Below are 15,603 nucleotides of genomic sequence, written 5' to 3' on the forward strand. Positions count from 1 at the left end.
CTTGGTCAAACTTCCTGAGAGAGAATGAATTTTCTATGTGCAACTCATACTAAACATATGGATGGAAGAAGGACGAAAAATGAATTAAAGGGTGAGGATGATTTTGAAAAATATTTCTAGTGTTTTTTGGATTGTGATTGTTATCACAGCAGCAGCTGTATTATGGGGAATCGTTGCTCCGGATAACCTTCAGGCGTTAACGACTTCGATTCAAGGTTATGTTACGAACACACTCGGATGGTATTACTTATTGGTGGTTTCTCTGTTTGTCGCATTCAGCATCTTTTTGATCTTCAGTCCGATCGGAAAGATCAAATTAGGGAAACCTGAAGAAAAACCCGAATTCTCTCGATTATCTTGGTTTGCCATGCTTTTTAGCGCAGGTATGGGCATTGGTCTCGTATTTTATGGCGCGGCTGAACCGATCAGCCATTATGCCATTAGCTCTCCATCAGGTGAAACAGAAACAGCCCAGGCCTTCAGAGATTCGCTGAGGTATACATTTTTTCACTGGGGATTGCATGCTTGGGCGATCTATGCGATCGTTGCCCTTTGCATCGCGTACTTTCAATTCAGAAAAGACGCGCCTGGCTTGATCAGCGCGACGCTGTTTCCGGTCTTCGGCGACAGAGTCAACGGACCGCTTGGAAAAGGGATTGACTGCATCGCTGTATTTGCAACCGTCGTCGGTGTAGCGACTAGTCTCGGAATCGGCGCCACGCAGATCAACGGCGGACTCCATTATCTATTCGGAGTGCCGAACAGCTTCCAGGTGCAACTGGCGATCATTGCAATCATCACCGTTCTGTTCTTAATTTCCTCATGGAGCGGAATCGGAAAAGGCATCAAGTATTTGAGCAATACGAACATGGTGCTGGCCGGCGTCCTGATGATCTTTATGCTGTTCGTCGGACCGACGGTATTAATTATGAACTCGTTTACGGACACGATCGGAACGTATATCTCCAACGTGGTGCAAATGAGCTTCCGCCTTGCGCCTAATGATCCGGACAGCCGTGAATGGATCAATTCATGGACGATTTTCTACTGGGCTTGGTGGATCTCCTGGTCACCGTTTGTCGGTATTTTCATCGCCCGCGTATCAAGGGGGCGCACAATCAGGGAATTTTTGATTGCCGTCTTGTTTGCGCCTACTGTGCTGGCGTTTCTATGGTTTTCAATTTTCGGGGTCTCAGCGATGGATCTTCAGCAAAAAGGGACCTTTAACGTTGCAAAACTGTCCACAGACACGATGCTGTTTGGAGTGTTTGACCACTACCCGCTGGCTATGATTACATCTATCGTTGCCTTGGTGCTCATTGCCGTATTCTTTATCACTTCTGCAGACTCGGCAACATTTGTTCTCGGAATGCAAACGACTTACGGTTCACTGAATCCTGAGAATTCGGTCAAGATATCATGGGGCATCATCCAGTCAGCAATGGCTGCGGCGCTTCTGTATTCAGGCGGACTATCGGCGTTGCAAAACACCGCCATCCTGGCCGCCCTGCCATTTTCAATCGTAATTATTTTCATGATGGTTTCACTGTACAAATCTCTGTCCCAAGAACGGAAAGAGATTAAAAAAGCGGAACAATATCAAAAACCAAGAAGCCCGCGGGTGAAAAAAGCGTAAACCAAAAACAGCTCTTCAGCAATGAAGAGCTGTTTTCATTTCCTGTATAAAATCAGCGCCGAAAAACAGTAAAGCTGCTCACCTTGAGGATCGCATGCGGCGGATACGTCATATTTTATATCGACCAGCTGGTCTTCAGACAGCTTTTTTAAAAATTCGTTGATTTCGTGCTGCAAATCTTTTTCATGTTCTTCATCAAATACGGCAACCTTCAGCATACGCTCTCTCCTTTCTCTATGAAAGGTATTCGAGGACAGCCGAAGTTATGAACAAAAAAATGATTCTGTCGACAATGCCAAACGCTAAGGCAAAAGGGAAGGCAGCGCTTATTTTGCCGCCTTTTGACGTTCTTTTCTGCTATACTCCATCGACAGCAAGCTAAAAAACTTCTTACCGTCAAGATAAGAAGCTGTAGTCATCGATCTTATTTTGTTTTCGGCTTCGTGTCACCGGTCCATTCAAGCATGCCGCCGATCATGTTTGTGACATCAAACCCTTTGTCCTCCAGATAGAGACAGACGTTTTCACTGCGCTTCCCGGATCGGCAGACAAAGATATAAGATTGGTCTTTTTGAAAAGCACCGATTTTTTCAGGAATGTCACCCATCTTCATATGAACGGCTTCCGGTATCATCCCTTCTGCTACTTCTTCATCCTCTCTCACATCAATGATGTTGAGCGTTTCTCCTTTTGAAAGCTTTTCTTTCAGCTCATCAGGAGTGATTTCTTTTACTGTCATATTTCAAGCTCCCTTCAATTCCGCGAGATGAGATTATTATAGCAAAAGTCGGGAGTCGATTTCTATTTCAGGCGTTTTTGTTCAGTCCGCTGTCAGGGAATACGGATTTTCCAGACGTTTGGACAGGCTCGTTTTTGGAGAAGGCTCCCTCTGTAAATCCTCCTCCGAGCAGGCAGACCAGCATGACGGCTGAAACACATATGGACTTTTTCATATGAACTCCTCCTTCACTTTGCATATTTGATTTTTCGCATAAAGGGATTTCTCAAGATAAACAGCACTTCTTTCATCATCACCCATCCCTGTATAGTAATCAGCAATGTCTTTTGTCAGCTCGGCAACATGCGGCCAAAGCTTCTTATCAGCCAAGTATTCCAATGAAAACTCGATGTCAAGCGGATTTCCAGTATCATATACAGCAAAAATAAGCCGGAATTTCGCTGTATATTCTTCCTCCCCCTGTTCGACAGACCTGGAAAAACCTTCTTTACAGAGCTGTCTTGCTTCCTCTCTGCGGCCGTTTTTGTATAAGACGTGAGACAATTCAAAAATGGTGTAGATTCCAAAGACGGATTGCTTATGAATGTCAACGGCAAGAGCTTTTCTGAAATGCTCCTCTGCCAAAAGCGGCATGCTTTGATTGGCGTAGTTCTGCCCCATATTATGATAGATGAGTCCGATAATTCTTTGATTATGAAAGGAAACGGCTTGATCTAATGCCCTTTTGTAGTGTTCCTCCGCTTGTTTCATGCGGAACAGATCAAACTGAATTGAGCCGAGAAGCATTTCGCATCCTATAGCTTTATCTATGTATTCTTCATGCTTGCTGAAGATTGAGAGCGCTTTTTCAGCATGATTCAAAGAACGGAAATGATCATCTATCTGATAGTAGGCGATTGCGATTTTATAATGAAATTCGGCTCTTTCAATGTCATCGGTGATTTTATACAATTTGTTTTCGGCTTTTTTGTAGCAGCTGATCGACTCATAATAATTTTTCTCATAAAATTCATACATGTCCGAAAAAAAGTAAAAATAGTACTGGATGATATCATCCGCATGCCGAATCGCATTCTTCTGCCGTTTGATCTCTCTGAAGAGCTCCGCAGATTCGGCAAACTGTTCTGTCATCAGTTTGAACCGGTAGTCCAAAAGATAAAAATAGAGCTGCAATTCTCCGTGTTTCTCCATTCCCGAAAGCAGATTCTCAATTTCATGTTTTAAAGATACAGCCTGGAGCGCTTCATGGCGCTTGATCATGGTATACCACTGGTTCAAGAGCCCGGCCGCCTTTTCGTACGCCGTTTTCGCATCCACTTCTTGATTCATCCTTTCTTATTTTTAAACGTTTTTGCTAACTTTATTTTACAGAAAATGATTGTTTTTGGCAATTGTTTATGGTGATGAAAAAATTTTCATGAGGAAACCCATTTCTCAGCTCCAATGCTTCAGCTGGTTTTCGAGGTTTTGTTTTGTGACAAAGCTTTTTTGGAATTGGCTTGGACAGGAAAGATTATATTTTTTGATTTTCCGGTTGATCAAGTCGATTTGTTCTTCGCCTTGATTAGATGTAATGGCTTTTTCTATTTCTTGTTTGATGTCTTTTTGCAGTCTCAGCCAATCGGGAAGATAGCGGGCGTTTTTAAGGGTGCTTGAAAGCGCATTTCCATGAAGCGCTTCTTTGCTGAGCGGCTTGCCGAAACCAGGCAGCGACTGTATCCCCCCATCTTTATCAAGACCGTCTTTCACGGCTTGATCGATCCAATGAATATACCGTTTATCATTTTCTTTGCTCATGTTCACCAGCTCCTTTCATTGAGAAGCACACCTTCGGAATAACCGTCAGGTGCAATGTCAACCTTCAGCCGAGTGAGCCTTTTGTTGCGGCTCTGTTGCTTCCGCTTTTTTCAGGACTTGATAGGCCAGCCACATGATCGAATAGCTTAATAGGCTGACGCTGAAAAAGGGAACGATTCCCGGCAGATAGGCGAAAACGAGATAAAGAAGAGCGGTAGCCGCCATCATCGTTAATGTATACTGCAAATATGAAATCCCGAGAATCAGCGAAAACTTCAAGTACAATCGCTTTTTCCACTCAAAATGGGCCAGCAGCGGAAACACATAAAACAGCATAATCAAAAACAAAAATCCAAACACCATAATGACAAAACGAAGGATGTGCAAATAGATATTTTCCGGATAAATAAATGCCAGATCAATATAAATAATCGTTCCAACGGCCAGCAATATAAGTCCGATGACATTAGACCGAAAGAATTCTCCGCGGTAGGCCTGCCAAAATGTTTGGAAAACCGGGATGTCAGACCGGCCCATCACCCATTTTCTCATCACGGCAAATAAAGCGGCGGTCGCCGGCATAAAACCGAGCACACCGAGGCCGAGAAGCATAAACACAAACCATAGCAGGTTGGTATAAGCAAATCTCATGACCCACTCGCAAAAGCTCAGCACTCTTCCCATGGAGACACCTTGTTCCACGTGATTTGCCCCCTTTTAGGTGTATTGCCGGGAATGAAGAAGTTCTTCGATCCCGATCGGCCTTTTTTCCTTGATGGAGCGCCACACTCCTTCACCCGCTGCAATCGAATAGGCGCCTGCTTCAGCGCCGGCCAGAATATCATAATCTCTTAAAGGATCTTTGCCCGAAAACAGCTCCTCCAAAAGCAAGGGATCTCCGCCGCCGTGTCCGCCCGGCTGCCGGACGACGCGAATCGTTTCTTTTGACTCAAACAACGGAAAATATTCGATCGTTTGCTCCTGCACTTCAAAAGGAACTCTTCCCGGTGCGTGGTATTCTTTCGTTTCCAGCCTTCCTTTCGTGCCGTTTATGGCAAGGCGGTAGCCTTCATATGGAGCAGAAAAGAGCACGGAATAGTTTAATAATGCGCCCCCATCATATTTCAAAACGGCAGCGTACGTGTCTTCGATGTCAATTTCCTCATCGAATATACATGCGTCAGGCCTGTAGCCGGTATATAGCGGATGCTGGTTTTCGTTTGCCTTGATGTGGTCATCCTCAGGGTCGCCTGCTTGCCATCTCATAAAATAGCGGCATTTCGTTTTGACATGGCATGTTCCGCAATGGCGTGCTTCTCCTTTTTTTGGATTCATTTCGCCGTCAGGCCCGTAATAATTCAAGCGGCCATAGGCAAAGACTTCCTGAGGTTTTTGATCAAGCCACCAATTGACGAGGTCGAAGTGATGGGTAGATTTGTGGACGGAAAGCCCGCCGGAATACTTCCTCATTCTGTTCCAGCGTTTAAAATAGCTCGCTCCGTGGTACGTATCAATATACCAGTTCAGATCAACAGACGTGATTCTGCCGAGCTTTCCTTCGAGAATCATCTCTTTTATTTTGCGGTGGTAGGGATTATAGCGGTAATTAAAGGTGACGGTCACTTTGCCTTCGCTTGCTTTCTCGGCTTCCAATACAGCCGCGGCATCTTTCACTGTGGTCACCATCGGCTTTTCGGTCACCACATCTATATTCTTTTTCAAAGCGCCCAAAATATAGCGGACATGTGTATCATCGCGCCCCGCCACAATCACGGCGTCTGGCTTGACCTCTTCGATCATATCAGCAAACGCTTCAGCTTGAAAAAACGGGATCGAACACAGCTCGGGAAACCTGTTTTTGCAGACGGCTTCCCTGAGCGGATCGTCATCCAAAAGCGCGGCGATCGAGTGCTCCTTGTGATACTTATCGAGAAAAGGCTTGATAAACATGTTGAATGCGCGGCCGCTCAGCCCGCATATCGCATACTTTTTCATTGGCACCCCTCTGTTCATTGCCCCTGAAGCAACCGAATGAGTTCCATCGCTTCAGCGGTTTTCTTTGCATAAATCGGGATAAAAGCAGCCATATCTGTGTTTAGCGTAAACGTGTAGCCGTTCAGATGTTTTACCCCTTTTTTGATGACGGCGGCGTACAGCCGCTTTTCGCCGTTCTTGCCGGGAGCGCTGTATGTTTTGCGGCTCTCCTGATCAGCCTCCAGCGGCAGAAGTCCTTCGGGATCGTAAAAAGGTTCAAACATGTCTTCTGGAACGATGAACAGATCTCCTTCTTTTGCCGCGATTTCAACAAGCAGCTTTTCGGGGGAAGCCGGGTAAACCGTGACGTTCAGCCGCCCCTTCCCGGCAGCTTTCTCTATGTTATCCTTTACTTCTCTATTCGCGTCGGAAAATACAAAAACATCTGTCCCTGCTGCCTCGCCTTTTCCGCAAGAAGAAAGAAGCAGAACGGCAATGGCCATCAAGAGAGGCAAAGCAAGCTTTCTCACCTGTCTCCTCCGCCATAATGCCGGGCGCTTTTTTCCAGCTCTGCCAGCGCCATGATCAAGGCTCCGACTCCGTGCAGATCATTGATGCTTTTTTCCCGGCCGACATAATATTCATACGTCCCTGCCGATGTTCCGACGCAAATATCTTTTAAAAACAGGCCTTCTCCAGGATTGAACTCGATTTTTTCTGCCAACAGTCCCTTGTAGGCTTTTAAAGCCTTTTCAATATATGATGGATCAATATAGCCCATGCGGACCCCTTTGGCCATCGCGTATACATACAAACATGAACAAGAGCTTTCAAGCCAGTTGTCTTCCCGTTCGCCTTTATCAACGACTTGATACCATAACCCTGTTTCCTCATCTTGAAAATCGGCCAGGTTTTTGACCATCTCTTGAAGCGCCCCCGTCCACTCCTGCCTCGTTCCGTGATCTTGCGGAAGCAGCTCGATCATATCGCTAAGTGCAAGTGCGTACCAGCCGATCGACCTTCCCCAACATTCAGGGGAGCAGCCGGACTCCGGATCAGCCCACGGCATTTTTCTTTGTTCATCCCACGCATGATAATACAAACCTGTATGATGATCTTTTGTATGCTTTCTCATCAAGCTTTCTTCGAGGATGACCATGTCGTACAGATCAGGCTCATTGAAGGCCCTGGCATACTTAAGTGCGAATGGTCCGCCCATATACAGTCCGTCAAGCCACATCTGGTAAGCGTATTTATCTTTATGCCAAAACCCGCCTTCCGCTGTTCGATTCAGCGTTTCAAAAAGGCCTCTCAGCTTTTTCGCCGCTTTCCGGTAGCGTTCATCACCCGTCTCCTCATACAAAGGATATAAGAGAAGCCCCGCTTGTATGGCGTCCAATTCATCTCTGCTGAAATAAAAGTTCCCGTGTTCATCAATGAGGTAATCGACGTAATCTTTCACATAATGAAAATACGTTGGCTTTCCTGTTTCATTCCAAAGATGAATGAGACCGCATAAAAACACGCCCTGATGGTAATGCCAGCGTCCCGCGGGAGGCAGCTTATCATTTGTATACGCTTTCATTATTGTTTGGGCTGCTTCCTCGGCAATATAAAGGGGCGACTTTGTGGCGAGAGATTGATTCATTGCAAACCATTCCTTTCATCAACGAATTTTAATAAATCCCTTCTTCTCCAAATTTCTTTGCCATCCTGTTCGCAAACATGACCAGCACAAGCCCCACGGCGGCTTTAAATAAGCCGACAGCCGTACTGTAGCTGAACTGCCCCTGCTTTAACCCAGCCGTATACACATACGTATCAAATATTTCGGCAACTTCGCGGTTCGTTGCATTAAGGAGCAGGTAGACATGCTCAAATCCGAGTTCGAGCGTATCTCCTATTTTAAGAATGAGCAAAACGACAATCACGCTTCTGATCGCCGGCAGGGTGACATGCCACATCCTCCGTATTCGGTTGGCCCCGTCCATTTTCGCAGCTTCATAGAGCTGCGGATCTACAGCGGTAATCGCCGCCAAATAAATGATCGTCGACCACCCGGCCTCCCTCCAGATGACCTGAAGAATGTACATCGGCCTGAACCAGTTTTCATTCAGCAAAAAATTGATCTTCTCTCCGCCAAAGAAGGCGATGATTTCATTCATCAGCCCTCCATCTACCGTTAAGAGGACGAATGAAAGCGATACGACGATGACCCAAGACATGAAATGCGGAATATAAATCATGGTCTGGACAAACTTTTTAAACAGCACAATTCTGACTTCATTTAATAAAATAGCCAAAATAATCGGGATCGGAAAGAATACGACAAGATTTAAGAAAAACAAAACCAGTGTATTCTTCAGCAGCATAAAAAAAGTCGGTTCCGTAAAAAGTCTTTCAAAATGTTTAAAGCCCACCCATTCGCTGCCCGCTATGCCGAGAAACGGCTGATAGTCCTGAAAGGCAATGACAATCCCCCACATCGGCACATACTTAAAAAGAAGAAAATAAATCAACCCCGGCAGAATCATCAAATATAAATACTTTTGCTGAAGTGCTTTCTCAAAAAAACGCGTCTTTCGCTCTTTTCCGACAATAAGGGCCGGATCTTTCTCAGTCTGAACCTGTGCTGCTTTCATAAATGGCCTCCCTTCATGTTGTTTGCTTCCACTTTATATCAGGCGGAAAAATGTAGTCTACAATCATATCATCACATGGTGCGGCCCTTCGCTCGCAAGCTGGAAAATCTAATATAATGAAACGATGATTAGAAAATGATTATTGACAAATTCACACAAAAGTCGGATTAATTATATATGAACATCTCATTTTCAGATTTGGTTGGGGGGGAATTTATGAAAAAGAAACAATACAAGTTTTATTACAAGCTGGTGACCTTCTTTTTTATTCTCAGCACCATTCCGGTCATCATTGTCGGCTTTTTTTCTTATCAAAGATCGGCGGAAACCATTGAACAGAACGTCACAAACGAAAAGCTCCAAACCGTTGGCCAGGCGCAGTTCAATATTGAACACATTTTAAAAACGGTTGATCATTCCTTCACCAATTATGTCCGTTCTTATCCTTTAATTCAGACACTCAGCCGCAAAATCACACCAGAACGCTTTCAGCTGTATAACCAAATCAATAAAGAATTAAACGAACTGCAGACGTTTGACACCGACCTATCCGACATCACACTGATCAGCCAGGAAAAAAAGTGGTATATTAACAATTCGGGATTATACAATTTGGATCAGCCCAAACAAGCCCTTACAGTCTCGCTTTACAATTCTTTAAAAAGCCGTTCAAGCTGGGTGCTTGAAAAAAACAACGCTCTTGTCGCAACAAAAGAAGGAGCGGCAGGAAACTGCCTGTACAACATCAATCTGGTCAAACAGCTTCCCTTGAACAGCATGGAAAACAAAGGTCTTGCCATCGCAAGCATTCCTTCCTGCTCGCTTGTCAAAAGAATGCCCCTCAAATCAAAAACAAGCAGCATGATGGCGCTTGACGACAACGGCCGGATTATTCTTCATCCCAAATCATCTATGATCGGACATTCGATCAGAAATGAAGACTACTTCAAAAAAATCCGGCAGCTTTCAGCGAAAAACGGCCAATTTGATACATCTATCAGTAATACAGACTATAAGATTACATACCAGAAGTCAGACTATAACAATTGGATATACGTTTCATTCACGACAATACCCGAACTCTACCAGCAAACAACTTCAATCGGCTGGTTTACCTTTACAATCTGCGCATTTTTGTTAGCGCTTTCATTAATGTTTTCCTGGTTCGGCTCCCGCCATTTCTATAGGCCGATCAAAGTGTTATATGAGTCCGTCTCAGGCTCCGCCCCGGGAACAGACTCCGCCGGCAAAGACCGCCATGAAAGTGAATTTGAATTGATTGAGCGGAATATTAAAGAGATGAAAAACAAAAATCATGATCTCACCATACGCGTGAAGCAGCAAGTCACTCAACTGAAGCAATACTTTTTAACGAGGCTATTGCTCGGCAAATTGAGTGAAGAAGAAACAAAAGAGCGCTTCAAAGGACTCGGCTTCCCGGACGATTGGAGCCATCTCGCTGTCTTCACATTACAAATTGATACGCTGAAGGACACACCATATGAAAAAAGGGACCTTGATGTCCTCCTGTTTGCCATCAACAGCCTTGTGGAGCGATCTGTTCCGAAGGAGAAGCGCCTGCCCTCCGTCGTCATCGACAAAACGCAGACAACCATCATGTTAAACCGCGGCCAGTCATTGGACAGGTTTCAGCAGCATTTAAAAACCGCAGCCTCCTCCATTCAGGATCACATCCATAAGGAGCTCGGACTCTGTGTCAGCATTGGAATCAGCCAGCCCTTTACAAGCCTTTCCATGACGAAACACGCTTATCTCGAAGGACTTGAAGCTTTGACATACAGGCTTCAATCCGGAAAACGCACAGTCATTTTCTTTGAGCAGCTTGACCGGAACAAAGCGTTCCTGACTCAATTTCCAAAGCAGATTCAAAATGAGCTGTTTGAAGCCATTAAAGCATGTGATCAAGAAAAAGCAGCAAAAAAACTGCACCTTTTGCTTGAGTCCATCTGCTCGGAAAATACGAACCCTCATCACTGCCAAGTCGCTATTGCAAGGCTGCTCAACAATTTAATCGAATTTATGCATCTGCTCGGCATCGAACTGTTTGAACCGGATGGAAATAAAATGCTGTATGACGATATTTTTGAGCTGACCACCTTGGAAGATGTTGAAAGCTGGCTGAACGCACAAATTATCGGCAAGATGATCGAAACGCTCAGCGTCAGGGAAGAATCGCAATATAAAAACATTTCCGAAAAAATTGTCCATATTATTCAGCAGGAATTCGATACCGATCTGACCCTTGAATCCATCGCCGGCAGACTCCATTACAACCCAAACTATTTAAGCAGTATTTTCAGAAAAGAAATGAAAATATCATTCAGCGAATATTTGTCATCATACCGTCATCATATTGCGAAAAGCTGGCTTACTGAGACGACTTTGTCAGTAAAAGAGATCTCTGAGAAACTGAAGTATAAAAATCCGCAAAACTTCATTCGCTCGTTCAAAAAACTCGAAGGCATCACGCCTGGAAAGTACCGCGAACTCAAAAACCATTCGGCATAAAAAAACAATCCCGGAAGCTTCCGGGATTGCCTGCTCTTTTATTTTTCCGCTTTCTTAAATGCTTCTTCAAATTCCTCAATCACTTGATTGCCGCCGTTTGAGCGCCATTTTTCCACCGCTTGTTTAAACTGGCTTTCATCCAGCTTGCCAAGGATAAATTGATATGTGGCATCATCGATGATCTTTTGCAGTTCGTCCCCCCTTTCAGAGGCAACCGGGGAGTACAGGCTCTCAGCAGGGTTTGAGACAATAATCTTTTCGTTATCTTCTGTCAGCTCTTCATATTTTGAACGAAGCGGATCGCCCGTATTTTTTAAATAGGCTTTATCAATACCGACAAGGGAGACGAGCGGCTGAATTTCCGCCTGCCAGTCTTTTAATTTGTCCTCCATGCGTTTGAAGTGCTGATCTCCTTCTTTTTTGTAGTGAACGCCTTCGATGCCGTATGTCATCAGGCTGTATACATCCTCCTCCGCGATTCGATCAAAAAAGGCTAAAATCCGTTTTAACTCTTTCTCGGTTTTGACGCTTGTTTTCGGAAAGGCAAAAATTCCGTTATGTCCGCCGGATGCCCAGACGCGCTCCTTTCCGTCAGGCCCTTTGATGCGGTTGATGATATCAAGCTCCATCTTGTCATCAACCGACTGATCTCTTAAATTGACGGCATCCACCATATTCCCGACATAAATGCCGGCTTTTCCTTGTGAAAACAGCTCTTGCTGCTGTGTTTTGCTCGTCACTGGAAAGTCTTGATTGATAAGTCCTTCGTCATAAAGCTTTTTCATATATTTCATTGTATCCACATACTCTTTTGTCATGAAATCAGGCGTAAACTCGCCGTTTTTTTCTTCCCAGTCTGTCGGCATCCCCATATATGAACCCAATGTTTTAAATGCACCGTAAATCAAGTCGTTTCTGTCAGCAAATCCGATTGTATCCTGCTTCCCGTTTTGATCAGGGTCTTTTTCTGTGAACGCCTTTGCCGTTTCATACAACTCATCGAGCGTTTCCGGCATATCAAGACCCAAGTTATCAAGCCAGTCTTTACGGATGACGATGCCCTGTCTTGATAAAGGGCGCTCTCTGTAGATGCCGTAAAGTTTTCCGTCTATTGATGCATTCTTGTTGATCAGCTTATTCATTTTGCTCAAATTCGGATAATCCTTTACATAAGGGCCGACTTCCCAAAACATCCCTGATCTGAAAGCATTCATGACAGATGAATTTTTGATGTCCTGGATGGTGACAACCTTTGGCAGATTGCCGGCAGCTAGTGCGGAATTTAAGCGGTCTTCTTTTACCGCATCAGGCACCCACATTAAATCAAGCTTTGTATTTGTAAGCTCTTCAATTTTCTTAATCGCCGTATCCTTCGGCGGCTGCTGATGGTAGAGAATCACCATCCAGCTCAAGTCCAAAGGAGAGTCCAGATCGACTTTCTCCTTCTTTGAAGAAGCCTGGTCCGCTCCGTTATTCGAACAGCCCAACAATCCGCCCGCGAAAAGCATGAACGCAAAAATCGGGATCAGCCATTTTTTCCCCATTATTGTCCCCTCCGTTTTCATCCTTTTATAGATCCTAATAATGCACCCTTTGCAAAGTGCTTTTGAATAAACGGATATACGAGCAGCACCGGTATGGTCGCAACGACAATGACCGCCATTTTAATCGTTTGTTCAGGAGGTGCAGAAGCCGCTCCCATTTCCGTCATATCACCTTGCATACCGCTTGATACAATAACGATCTGCCGAAGCAGAACCTGTATCGGCCACTTCGTCGCATCACTCAAATACAGGATCGCCTGCATATACGTGTTCCAATAAGTGACGGCATAAAACAGCGAAATCGTGGCAATCGCCGGTAAAGACAATGGCAGGATGATCCGGAAGAAAATCCCGAGATCATTACAGCCGTCGATTTTCGCCGACTCTTCCAAACTGGCCGGTATGTTTTGAAAAAAGTTCTTTAAAATGATCAAGTTAAACGCATTGATGGCGGTTGGAAGAATCAGAGACCAATAGGAATCCAAGAGTCCAAGTGATTTTACGACGAGAAACGTCGGGATCATGCCGCCGCTGAACAGCATCGTAAAGACCACTAAAAACATCAGCACCCGCCTGCCCATCAGTTCTTTTCTCGATAATCCGTAGGCCATCAGAGAGGAAAGAAACATGCTGACCGCCGTCCCCGCGGCTGTCACAAGGATCGAAATGATCAAGCTTCTGTACACAATATCAGTTGAAAAGATATACCTGTACGCATCAAGCGAAAAAGTTGTCGGGATTAATATGAACTTTTTCGAAATGACCTCTTCCACTGTTGCAAAAGAGGCGGCTATGACATGGATAAACGGCAGTACACAAACCAATCCGAATCCTGTTAAAAATGCATAATTCAATATGTCAAACATGCGGCTTCCCGCAGAATGTCTGATCGACATTTCACCCCTCCTTGTAAGCGTTGTCAAAAAATTACGATATCGTGTCTAAAATGTAGCAAACAGAGGAGGGAGCGTCTATAATCATTTTTTAAGCAGGGGCAGGATAACGGAGAATAGGATTATAACCTTAGAAGATGATATGTCAATCTCCGCTACAGAAGGTCTGACGTGTTGACTTTAGGCTTGTATCCCAATTCCTTGATGGCGGAAGCAATCGACCACGGCCTCTCAGGATTGTCGCTGACAGCGTAATATGTACCATATATTTTGCCGGATTCAATCGCGGCTTTAAAAATGCCGATGAGGTCTATATGAGACAACAGCGTTTTTGTCGTTCTTGGCTTCGCATGCAGGGCTTCTTTTTCATTCTCAGCTGCCGTACCGATCCGTAGATTGATGACCGAAATCGGAACTCCTGAATGATGTGAGAAAAGATAGCCGAGGTTTTCGGACGCCAATTTCAATAAGCCGTACAAGCTTTTGGACTGCGGGTAGTCATCCGTTTTGATCTGCCTGTCCAGCAAAGAAACCCCGTCCTTTTCATACACATCTGTCACGTGGTTGCTGCTTGCAAAAATAACCTTTGGCACACCAAGCTCCGCTGCCGCCCGCAAAATCGTATACGTCGCTTTAAAAAAGATATCCGTCATTTTTTCAAATTCATTTCTGTCAAGGAGATCGCCGGATGGTTTCACGGCTAGAAGATTGATCAGCACATCTGTATGTGCGGGAATACTGCGGACGACCGTCTCGTAATCTGTCGCATCGCCTTGGACAAACCGGGCGGGCAGCGCACGATCCGGTTTTTTTAAATCCATGATCGTCAGCTCATACCCGTCATCTGACAGCCCGTTGGCCAATACGCGTCCGACCGTCCCGTTTCCTCCGATGATCATCACTTTTTTCACTGCACTTCAGTCCTCCTGTTCACAGCCGCGCTTTTAAAAAGCCAAGCGCTTGATGTCTCATCACGGCCGTTTCTATATGCCCTGAATGAGAGCGAAACACTTCATAGCATTCACCCGCGTTTTTTTCTTTATACACAAATGACAGTCTTTCTTCAATGATGTCAACGCCCATAGCAGGAGTCAGCTTATCAGCCGTTCCGACCAAGCTTAAATGAGGCCTTGGGGCGATCAGGCTCTGGATCTGCGCAGTAGAAAAATGCTTGACCAGCCCCGGCACGTATGAATAAAGATTGTGACGATCCAAGTTTTGCGTTTTGATTAATGTTTCGCTGTCTACCTGCCCGCACATATCGACACAGACGCTGATGCGCTCATCCAACGCCGCTGTCCACCAGGCCATCAAACCTCCCATTGACATCCCGAGCGCGGCCATCCGGCTTTTGTCTATATCGGCCCGTGTTTCAAGATAATCAAGAGCCCGGATGCTGTCGTACACCATCATCCCCCACATCACCCGGCCTGTCCAAAGCATTTCTTTAAATGTCTCGCTTTCGGTTTTCCCACGCCTGTCGCCGAAAGCCCAGTGGTCAATGGCAAGTGCAGCAAATCCCAAGGATGTCAGCTCATCCGCAAATGGCGGCGATTGCAAGTACTCCGCTCCTTCTACAAGCTCTTTCTTTCCCCTTTCATAATGCCCGCCGTGGGAATGGCAATAAAGTACGGCAGGGAGTCTGCCTTTTGCACTTTTCGGCTTTGCCAAATAAGCCGGCACAGGTTCAATCCCGTTTAATTCGAGAAGAAGTGTTTCAACAATGAATGACTCCTTTTCCTCCATTTTAAGGATATTCGCTTGAATATTGCTTTTTTCCGGCAAATCGCCGAGCAGCTTGAAAAGTTGGTCGCGCATAGTGTGCTCCTTTCTTTTTTCGTTTGATTCA

General features: G+C 45.1%; 16 protein-coding genes. 2 read left to right on the forward strand and 14 right to left on the reverse strand.

The genetic code is table 11. The features are described 5' to 3' along the window. Positions 1–100 precede the first annotated feature (100 nt). The gene (opuD, locus tag RBH91_RS16680; protein WP_094777327.1) at positions 101–1,636 is read left to right on the forward strand and encodes a glycine betaine transporter OpuD; all 1,536 of its coding nucleotides are present in this window, start codon (positions 101–103) and stop codon (positions 1,634–1,636) included. A gap of 35 nt (positions 1,637–1,671) precedes the next feature. Here opuD and RBH91_RS16685 read toward each other — a convergent pair whose 3' ends face one another. The 10 genes from RBH91_RS16685 to RBH91_RS16730 form a co-directional block, all read right to left on the reverse strand. Beyond that, complete coding sequence (locus RBH91_RS16685) at positions 1,672–1,854, reverse strand: sporulation protein Cse60 (protein WP_026588319.1); 183 nt, start codon at positions 1,852–1,854, stop codon at positions 1,672–1,674. A gap of 206 nt (positions 1,855–2,060) precedes the next feature. Beyond that, positions 2,061–2,375: a rhodanese-like domain-containing protein gene (locus tag RBH91_RS16690; protein ID WP_076761396.1), complete on the reverse strand. Its 315-nt coding sequence runs from the start codon at positions 2,373–2,375 to the stop codon at positions 2,061–2,063. A gap of 67 nt (positions 2,376–2,442) precedes the next feature. Then, a complete protein-coding gene (locus RBH91_RS16695) occupies positions 2,443–2,589 on the reverse strand; it encodes a hypothetical protein (protein ID WP_164470235.1) in 147 nt (48 codons plus the stop codon). Further along, positions 2,586–3,692 (reverse strand): response regulator aspartate phosphatase, encoded by a 1,107-nt coding sequence (locus RBH91_RS16700; RefSeq protein WP_307892272.1) that lies wholly within the window; start codon positions 3,690–3,692, stop codon positions 2,586–2,588. The genes RBH91_RS16695 and RBH91_RS16700 overlap by 4 nt, the downstream gene beginning before the upstream one ends. A 117-nt stretch (positions 3,693–3,809) precedes the next feature. Further along, on the reverse strand, positions 3,810–4,172 hold the full coding sequence (locus RBH91_RS16705) for a DnaJ family domain-containing protein (protein WP_076761394.1): 363 nt from the start codon (positions 4,170–4,172) through the stop codon (positions 3,810–3,812). A 57-nt stretch (positions 4,173–4,229) separates the two neighbouring features. Continuing rightward, positions 4,230–4,874: a YesL family protein gene (locus tag RBH91_RS16710; RefSeq protein WP_307892273.1), complete on the reverse strand. Its 645-nt coding sequence runs from the start codon at positions 4,872–4,874 to the stop codon at positions 4,230–4,232. A 15-nt stretch (positions 4,875–4,889) separates the two neighbouring features. Continuing rightward, positions 4,890–6,167, reverse strand: coding sequence for a Gfo/Idh/MocA family protein (locus RBH91_RS16715; RefSeq protein ID WP_307892274.1), 1,278 nt, complete (start codon positions 6,165–6,167; stop codon positions 4,890–4,892). 14 nt (positions 6,168–6,181) lie between these two features. Next, positions 6,182–6,676 (reverse strand): lipoprotein YteS, encoded by a 495-nt coding sequence (locus RBH91_RS16720; protein ID WP_307892275.1) that lies wholly within the window; start codon positions 6,674–6,676, stop codon positions 6,182–6,184. Then, the gene (locus tag RBH91_RS16725) at positions 6,673–7,794 is read right to left on the reverse strand and encodes a glycoside hydrolase family 88/105 protein (protein ID WP_307892276.1); all 1,122 of its coding nucleotides are present in this window, start codon (positions 7,792–7,794) and stop codon (positions 6,673–6,675) included. Before RBH91_RS16725 ends, RBH91_RS16720 begins: the two co-directional genes overlap by 4 nt. Positions 7,795–7,822: 28 nt before the next feature. After that, positions 7,823–8,788 (reverse strand): ABC transporter permease, encoded by a 966-nt coding sequence (locus RBH91_RS16730; protein ID WP_307892277.1) that lies wholly within the window; start codon positions 8,786–8,788, stop codon positions 7,823–7,825. Between the two features lie 216 nt (positions 8,789–9,004). On the opposite strand from RBH91_RS16730, the gene RBH91_RS16735 reads away from it, so the two are divergent. Continuing rightward, entirely contained in the window at positions 9,005–11,317 is a 2,313-nt protein-coding gene (locus tag RBH91_RS16735; RefSeq protein ID WP_307892278.1) for a helix-turn-helix domain-containing protein, read from the forward strand. Positions 11,318–11,355: 38 nt separating this feature from the next. Here the strand turns inward: RBH91_RS16735 and RBH91_RS16740 are convergent, their stop codons facing one another. The 4 genes from RBH91_RS16740 to RBH91_RS16755 all read right to left on the reverse strand — a co-directional run bounded on the left by RBH91_RS16740 (position 11,356) and on the right by RBH91_RS16755 (position 15,572). Then, on the reverse strand, positions 11,356–12,861 hold the full coding sequence (locus RBH91_RS16740) for an extracellular solute-binding protein (RefSeq protein ID WP_307892279.1): 1,506 nt from the start codon (positions 12,859–12,861) through the stop codon (positions 11,356–11,358). A gap of 17 nt (positions 12,862–12,878) precedes the next feature. Then, positions 12,879–13,757 (reverse strand): carbohydrate ABC transporter permease, encoded by an 879-nt coding sequence (locus RBH91_RS16745; RefSeq protein ID WP_083696926.1) that lies wholly within the window; start codon positions 13,755–13,757, stop codon positions 12,879–12,881. Between the two features lie 152 nt (positions 13,758–13,909). Further along, positions 13,910–14,665 (reverse strand): NAD-dependent epimerase/dehydratase family protein, encoded by a 756-nt coding sequence (locus RBH91_RS16750; protein ID WP_307892281.1) that lies wholly within the window; start codon positions 14,663–14,665, stop codon positions 13,910–13,912. Between the two features lie 19 nt (positions 14,666–14,684). Then, complete coding sequence (locus RBH91_RS16755; protein ID WP_307892282.1) at positions 14,685–15,572, reverse strand: dienelactone hydrolase family protein; 888 nt, start codon at positions 15,570–15,572, stop codon at positions 14,685–14,687. Positions 15,573–15,603: the final 31 nt, after the last annotated feature.

Origin of the sequence: Bacillus swezeyi, from assembly GCF_030908325.1 — a bacterium.
GTDB classification, from domain to species: domain Bacteria; phylum Bacillota; class Bacilli; order Bacillales; family Bacillaceae; genus Bacillus; species Bacillus swezeyi.

What these genes read in the sequence shown, in the direction of transcription:
- RBH91_RS16735 (WP_307892278.1), top strand. Translation starts at nt 9,005, where the DNA reads ATGAAAAAGAAACAATACAAGTTTTATTACAAGCTGGTGACCTTCTTT.
- RBH91_RS16715 (WP_307892274.1), bottom strand. Translation starts at nt 6,167, where the DNA reads ATGAAAAAGTATGCGATATGCGGGCTGAGCGGCCGCGCATTCAACATG.
- RBH91_RS16730 (WP_307892277.1), bottom strand. Translation starts at nt 8,788, where the DNA reads ATGAAAGCAGCACAGGTTCAGACTGAGAAAGATCCGGCCCTTATTGTC.
- RBH91_RS16705 (WP_076761394.1), bottom strand. Translation starts at nt 4,172, where the DNA reads ATGAGCAAAGAAAATGATAAACGGTATATTCATTGGATCGATCAAGCC.
- RBH91_RS16690 (WP_076761396.1), bottom strand. Translation starts at nt 2,375, where the DNA reads ATGACAGTAAAAGAAATCACTCCTGATGAGCTGAAAGAAAAGCTTTCA.
- RBH91_RS16685 (WP_026588319.1), bottom strand. Translation starts at nt 1,854, where the DNA reads ATGCTGAAGGTTGCCGTATTTGATGAAGAACATGAAAAAGATTTGCAG.
- RBH91_RS16725 (WP_307892276.1), bottom strand. Translation starts at nt 7,794, where the DNA reads ATGAATCAATCTCTCGCCACAAAGTCGCCCCTTTATATTGCCGAGGAA.
- RBH91_RS16745 (WP_083696926.1), bottom strand. Translation starts at nt 13,757, where the DNA reads ATGTCGATCAGACATTCTGCGGGAAGCCGCATGTTTGACATATTGAAT.
- RBH91_RS16755 (WP_307892282.1), bottom strand. Translation starts at nt 15,572, where the DNA reads ATGCGCGACCAACTTTTCAAGCTGCTCGGCGATTTGCCGGAAAAAAGC.
- RBH91_RS16695 (WP_164470235.1), bottom strand. Translation starts at nt 2,589, where the DNA reads ATGAAAAAGTCCATATGTGTTTCAGCCGTCATGCTGGTCTGCCTGCTC.
- RBH91_RS16740 (WP_307892279.1), bottom strand. Translation starts at nt 12,861, where the DNA reads ATGGGGAAAAAATGGCTGATCCCGATTTTTGCGTTCATGCTTTTCGCG.